Origin of the sequence: Vibrio sp. 10N.222.48.A3 (genome assembly GCF_041475345.1) — a bacterium.
Classification (GTDB): Bacteria; Pseudomonadota; Gammaproteobacteria; order Enterobacterales; family Vibrionaceae; genus Vibrio; species Vibrio tasmaniensis_A.
In genome coordinates this window covers 1-5,514 of sequence record NZ_JBFRVX010000675.1, presented here as the reverse complement: position 1 = coordinate 5,514, position 5,514 = coordinate 1, and the positions used below count along the sequence as shown (strand labels likewise).

General features: G+C 42.9%; 4 protein-coding genes and 2 pseudogenes. All 6 read left to right on the top strand.

Features of this window, described 5'->3' with window-relative positions; translation table 11 throughout:
• Window positions 1–152 precede the first annotated feature (152 nt).
• Window positions 153–268, top strand: a pseudogene (locus AB4653_RS18240) (IS3 family transposase); the annotation flags it as partial.
• 140 nt (window positions 269–408) lie between these two features.
• The gene (locus AB4653_RS18235) at window positions 409–615 is read left to right on the top strand and encodes a hypothetical protein (RefSeq protein WP_016800043.1); all 207 of its coding nucleotides are present in this window, start codon (window positions 409–411) and stop codon (window positions 613–615) included.
• Between the two features lie 537 nt (window positions 616–1,152).
• Window positions 1,153–1,636, top strand: a pseudogene (locus tag AB4653_RS18230) (integrase core domain-containing protein); the annotation flags it as partial.
• Between the two features lie 1,578 nt (window positions 1,637–3,214).
• Window positions 3,215–3,724, top strand: coding sequence for a hypothetical protein (locus AB4653_RS18225; RefSeq protein ID WP_372071180.1), 510 nt, complete (start codon window positions 3,215–3,217; stop codon window positions 3,722–3,724).
• 697 nt (window positions 3,725–4,421) lie between these two features.
• Complete coding sequence (locus AB4653_RS18220) at window positions 4,422–5,012, top strand: transposase (protein WP_338390936.1); 591 nt, start codon at window positions 4,422–4,424, stop codon at window positions 5,010–5,012.
• The gene (locus tag AB4653_RS18215; RefSeq protein WP_198592117.1) at window positions 4,958–5,080 is read left to right on the top strand and encodes a transposase; all 123 of its coding nucleotides are present in this window, start codon (window positions 4,958–4,960) and stop codon (window positions 5,078–5,080) included. The genes AB4653_RS18220 and AB4653_RS18215 overlap by 55 nt, the downstream gene beginning before the upstream one ends.
• The last annotated feature ends 434 nt before the right edge of the window (window positions 5,081–5,514 follow it).

Sequence of the window (5,514 nt, the reverse complement as noted above, 5' to 3'; positions counted from 1 at the left end):
CAGATTCCCCCTCTATTTAACTGGAGAGCGAAACCAATGTTTTAGGTTTTAAAGGAGTTATCTTCCCAAATAAATTGAATGGAATGTTAAAGTTTTTTCTATGGTTTAATTATTTAATTATAGGTAATTAAATAAAAATTTAATTTTTTGAATCGGTCATTGAAGCAGCCCAATTCATGGATGTGGGTAAGTCTACGTGGGTTCGCCAACTAAAAGCAAAACGCCAGGAAAAACTCCGAAAGTCTCACTTAGGACGCCTGAACATTTAGGTTGGCTCATTTGTCCGGATTATACTTGTATCAGCCTCAGAGCAAAGCAAGTCGAGGTCTCATTCAAGACAAAAACGTGCGTAGAGATAAGTGCTCCCGATCTTACTCAAACAAATACGGGGAGCTGGAGGCGGTGCTTATGACGCGAGATTGCGCCGCTTTCTTGGAACGTGGTCACCCTAGAGCTATTGATTCTAGTTGCTATGAAGACTGGGATGAAAAAAGGGGCGAGGTTGGGAAGACATCAAAACTATACAAAGAACCCCCTACTTTAGTCGGTGGTTTAGGGCTAGAATCACAAGCGCGAGGGTTCAACCGTGAAGGGTCTGAGACGCAGGGGGCGTAAAACTCGTTGTCTGGCATACTGGTTCCTTCGCTGCCATTTTTGAGTCTTACACTCAAACCAGGACCTCGATTCGTCCCTGACCAGTAATTTATCCTGAGCGCCTAGACTCGCACGATAAACATATTACCGTATGTATTAAATAACCCTTTTAACTCCTTTTTTTTGTAAAACCAATATTTTCTCCGCCGAGGCTATTTAGGAATATTTTTGATGGTGAGTTGATAAACATCTTCCTACTCCCAGTATCGAAGCTCTCAAGACATGAAGATCCAGTAACTCTACATGTGAACACATTCACGTCGATTGTGTGAGTGGTGATGCCTCCATCTTCAGCTGTCGTGACTGTCGTGCTGCCAACCGCAACCCCTGACAACCAGCCAGTAGGTGTCATCGTTGCCGTGCTCAGCTCATTCGACGTCCACGTCAAGGAATCGCTTACATCGTATGAAGTGTTATCGCTGTATGTTGCCGTCGCCATTAATGACCTTCCACAACGGAATTTATGAGGGGGTGACCGCAAGCGAGGTGAGGACCGCAGCGGTAAGCAATGGCTCTTCGGGAGCGAGAACTATTGCTGATCTGGTGATAAATCAAGGCGTAGCTCTGAGCCGTTATCTAGCAACAAAGCTAATGAAAACGCTTGGTTCGATTAGCTGTCAATTACCGAGACATCAGTATAGGAAAGCCTAAAGGGGCTACATTCCACAGCGAGCAAGATAGTCACTAGATGAGTAGAAAATATCGTCAGTTACTGTGGCGTTTTCAGATAAAACAAAGTTTATCTCGACGAGGAAATTGCTGGGAGAATGCTCCAATGGAACGTTTCTTTAGAAGCTTAAAGACGGAGTGGATCCCAACAGTAGGTTATCGTAGCTTTTCTGAGGCTCAACAATAAATTATCCAATACATCATTGGCTATTACAGCCAATTGAGGCCACATCACTATAATGGTGGCCTCACACCTAATGAATCAGAGAGATTGTCTTGGGTACCCTCTAAAACCGTGGCCAATTTCAGTTGACCACTACACATAGCAAAAAATTATAAGCAACCTACTTTTGTAGGTTTGATACTAGGATGAATAACTGTCCCATTAGTATGGGCTAGAGACACTGGTTCAGTTTCTAGAACTGTGCACTTAGGTCCTAAGCGCTTATATATTTTAGGATGCATCTGAGAGAGAATCGAGGTAAAACTTTTATAGTCAGGACTTTCTAAATGCACCGCGCGACAAGTTCCAATAGGAAAGTACGTATGTATTGCCTCAGGGGCTAAAGCCGAATCCTCATAGATGTCACTTAGCTTTACTTTTACCGGGTTCAACTCACATCCCTCAAACGTCCCATTTTTCTTGTACCTATAGTCACTAGGCTTCTCTGTTAAAGGATTAAAAGTATGGCCATAGTAAGAGTCTGTACAATTTCCTCCAATATACTTGTTGTCCTTGTCATAAAGACATAAGCGCGTACGCATGATTAAGCTGTTGTAGCAAGACGGGACTCTAAGATTTCTTACGGTGGTTTTCTTGCCTATTGGTATGAAACCACCTCTGGACCCCTGACAAGTTGCGCTCGTTCCACCGGAATCAAAATATTGATAACCCAACTTCCCACCTCTCAGAGAATCTAAAATGAGGTCATCAAGATAGGTGAGCTCCCGAGTATCTTTCTCTCTAAGTATAGGGTAGAGAAATGCTTGATCACTCAATTGTGGTCCCTCATAAAATGTCACGTAACTATTTGATAAATCGATCGCTCTAGCATTAAAGGAGAGAAAAAAACAACTCAAATAGAACAGTATTCTTGTCCTTGTGTACATATATTACTACCTTTGATTAAAATCAGTTAAACGAGGCTCCACCTAACTCTTAATGCAGACCGAATACTAATAAATTAACTATCAATTATGTTTTCCTTACAAGTGAGTCCAATCGAGTATTGAGAATGACATTTCTTTGATTTTACTAGTCTTTTAAATCAAAAATTTTGCGATTAGGTGGTGGGTTGGCATTAATTGAAGCGATAGCAAGATAAGAAAGTTTAGATTATTGTTATTTTTAGCCTGTATTTTGGGGGTGACAGGACCCCTGTAAAAGAGAAATTTGATATTAATGTAAATACAGTGTGGTTAAATCTACACCCCAACCCCTGCAATCGTGGGTCGGCTGACATTTTGGATTGATGAAAAAGTGATCCAACAATGGCAACGGACCAAGCAAGGTGATCGTGGAAGACCTCGTTTGTTTAGCTAATCACTTTACCGGAGCAAAAGGTAGCCTCATCACCCCTCTAGAATTGTCTGAGGCTGGCTTTGAGATGAAGAACGTCCTATTTCGAAGGCGTGGCCAGAACGCTTGCGCTTCCTCACTCCTTTCACTGACTTTAATTAAGTTCGAGTAAAGGCTTATTGTCTTATGTGCCTATTTCCCTTTCGACTCACATCATTTGATGGGCTCACAGGCTGTTAACCGTGATCGTTCTGAACCCCAATGACAAGGGTATATGAACGCTTCGCGCCCTTGTCCTTGAGAACCAAGAACGTTTGCCGGACAGCCAAGCGGCTCCATAAAAGTGATACTCAAACAGAAAGGAAACTCCTCATGGTACAACGACACTCAAGCCTAACTCTCTCTAAATCAAAGTTCAGCGACCAGCGTTTCGCCGCTGGGCACGAAAGCTCACCAAAAAATGATGTCTCTAGATCTTTGGCGGTATTGAAGTTGCGCTCTCAAGTCAAAAAGTGTCGTGATGAGGCGAAAAGAAAGTCTGATTGGGTTTCCAAAATCCAGCGTTTGAAAATGTTCAGTCGTCGTCAGTCGCCAGAGCAGCAGGCTGATATCGCGTCGTTAAAAGGCCAAGGGTTCGTTGAAGCTATCAAGCAGCAGTTTCCGCAATTGGTGTCGCGTCGTTTTGCTTTCCATGAAATCCGTGACTTTTTCATTGAATTAAATGGCGCTGGCTTTGGTGAATGGTTTCTTCACGAGCGAGCGGATCACATTATTCTGTACACCACTTACGGGTCTGTGTTTCCAGCGTTGCGATTCGTGCAAACGGAGGAGGGGACGTTTAAGTGCTCAGGGTTTTGTTTTGATGTGCGTTTTGGCGTTTAGAGGGTCACATGAAAATACGTTCTACGGTTTCCTCTGACATATCCAGGCACGTGATTTGGGTGAATTCAATCGACTTCTTAATACTAAAGGCACCGGGGGGAGGGGTGAGTATCAGAGTGTGTGACTGTGCTACCACCATTAAACAAATGCGAGAAGACGACGCCTATGCGAAGAAAACGGAAAAGACGACAGAAACAACCTCCGAGCATCGCGCGTCGGCCAAAGGTTTACTCTCTTGTCTGTATAACGATTAAGGTCGGCTGATGCGCGACGGCATCAAACCCTCATAAGGTAAGGCCATCAATAGGTCTGAATTTTGTTTCGATATTCCAGTCGTTTTCGGCATTCAATCGGTTCGGGTTTGTTATACGAGCAACGCTTTTGCTCTTTGTGAGCACCAGGCGATTATGCGTATTGTAACTACCAAGCAACTTTGTCTTGGAGTGGTGATTTTTTCAAAACTTACTGAATCCTAAAAAGGACATCAAGCCACTACTTGCAGTTGCCAAGAAATCGCGTAAATACCACTGGTTGAAGCAAGATGATTCAACCGTCTTGCAGCAATCTGTACTCAATCGTCACCAAGCCTTTGATAACTTCTTTAATCCGAAGTTGAAAGCCAAGTACCCACATTCAAACGTAGACACGGTAAGCAATCGAGCTATCACTGTGTTGGTGTAAAAGTCTTTGATGGTGCATCAAACTCCCGAAAATAAAGCCTGTAGAGGCGAATAATCACCGTGAGATTGTAGGCAAGGTTAAGAGCATTACGTTAAGCAAGGTAACTGGTATTGATCTAGGTCTATTTCATTTTGCTATTGAATCGAACGGTAGAAAGACAGCTAACCCAAGATTTGTAAAACGTGCTGAGAAGAATCTCAGACGAAAGCAGCGTCAGCTATCTAGAAAAGCAAAAGGCAGTGCCAATCGAGCAAAAACTAGATTGCTCGTTGCCAAATGCCACGAAAAAGTGGCTAACGCTCGTGCTGATTTTCAACATAAGCTTTCTCGAACTCTCGTTGACGAAAACCAAGCGGTGATAATTGAGACATTGAAATCAACAAACATGATGAAAAGCCGCAAACTGGCGAAACACATAGCGGACGCCTCATGGCATAGTTTTGTCTTTAAGTTGGAGTACAAACTAAAAGAGCAAGGCAAATATCTAGTTAAACTAAATCAGTGGGACGCAAGCTCTAAACGTGCTGTTGTTGCGGTCATAAAGTGGAAGAAATGCCCTTATCGGTTTGCAAGTGGGATTGTCCATCAGGCGGCACTACAGACATAAATCGTGACTTAAACGCCGCCCTTAATATCCGTGATAAAGGCCTTCTAGAATTAAAGGCGGTTGGATAATCGTCTCTGCTTATGGAAGCTGCGTAAGTCTTGATACTATCGAGCAATGGCTAACGAAATAAGAAGCATCGCCCAATAGGCGGTGAGTAGTCACTTAGATAGATATGCTGAAAACCCAAGCAAACGAGGGAAGAGCTCCTAGTTTTTTAAGGACTTAATAGCATTTTTCTAGCTAGGCATAGACCTTCGGATCTTGTCACTTTGGGCAAAAAGTAAAAATAGAGTAAAGCAGATGATGGCAAGTCCTAAAGATATTCCTAGTATTAATAAGCTTTCTTCACATATTAGAGGTAAGGCTATTGATAAAAAAGCGAGCAGGACAACAAATAGTTCACATCCTCCCCCGAAAATAGGATGCTGATGACGAAATACTGCCCATTGATAAACCATTGTTGATAATCTCCTTGCAGCTGAGCTGAGCTGAGCTCAGCTCA

What these genes read in the sequence shown, in the direction of transcription:
- AB4653_RS18235 (WP_016800043.1), top strand. Translation starts at nt 409, where the DNA reads ATGACGCGAGATTGCGCCGCTTTCTTGGAACGTGGTCACCCTAGAGCT.
- AB4653_RS18225 (WP_372071180.1), top strand. Translation starts at nt 3,215, where the DNA reads ATGGTACAACGACACTCAAGCCTAACTCTCTCTAAATCAAAGTTCAGC.
- AB4653_RS18215 (WP_198592117.1), top strand. Translation starts at nt 4,958, where the DNA reads ATGCCCTTATCGGTTTGCAAGTGGGATTGTCCATCAGGCGGCACTACA.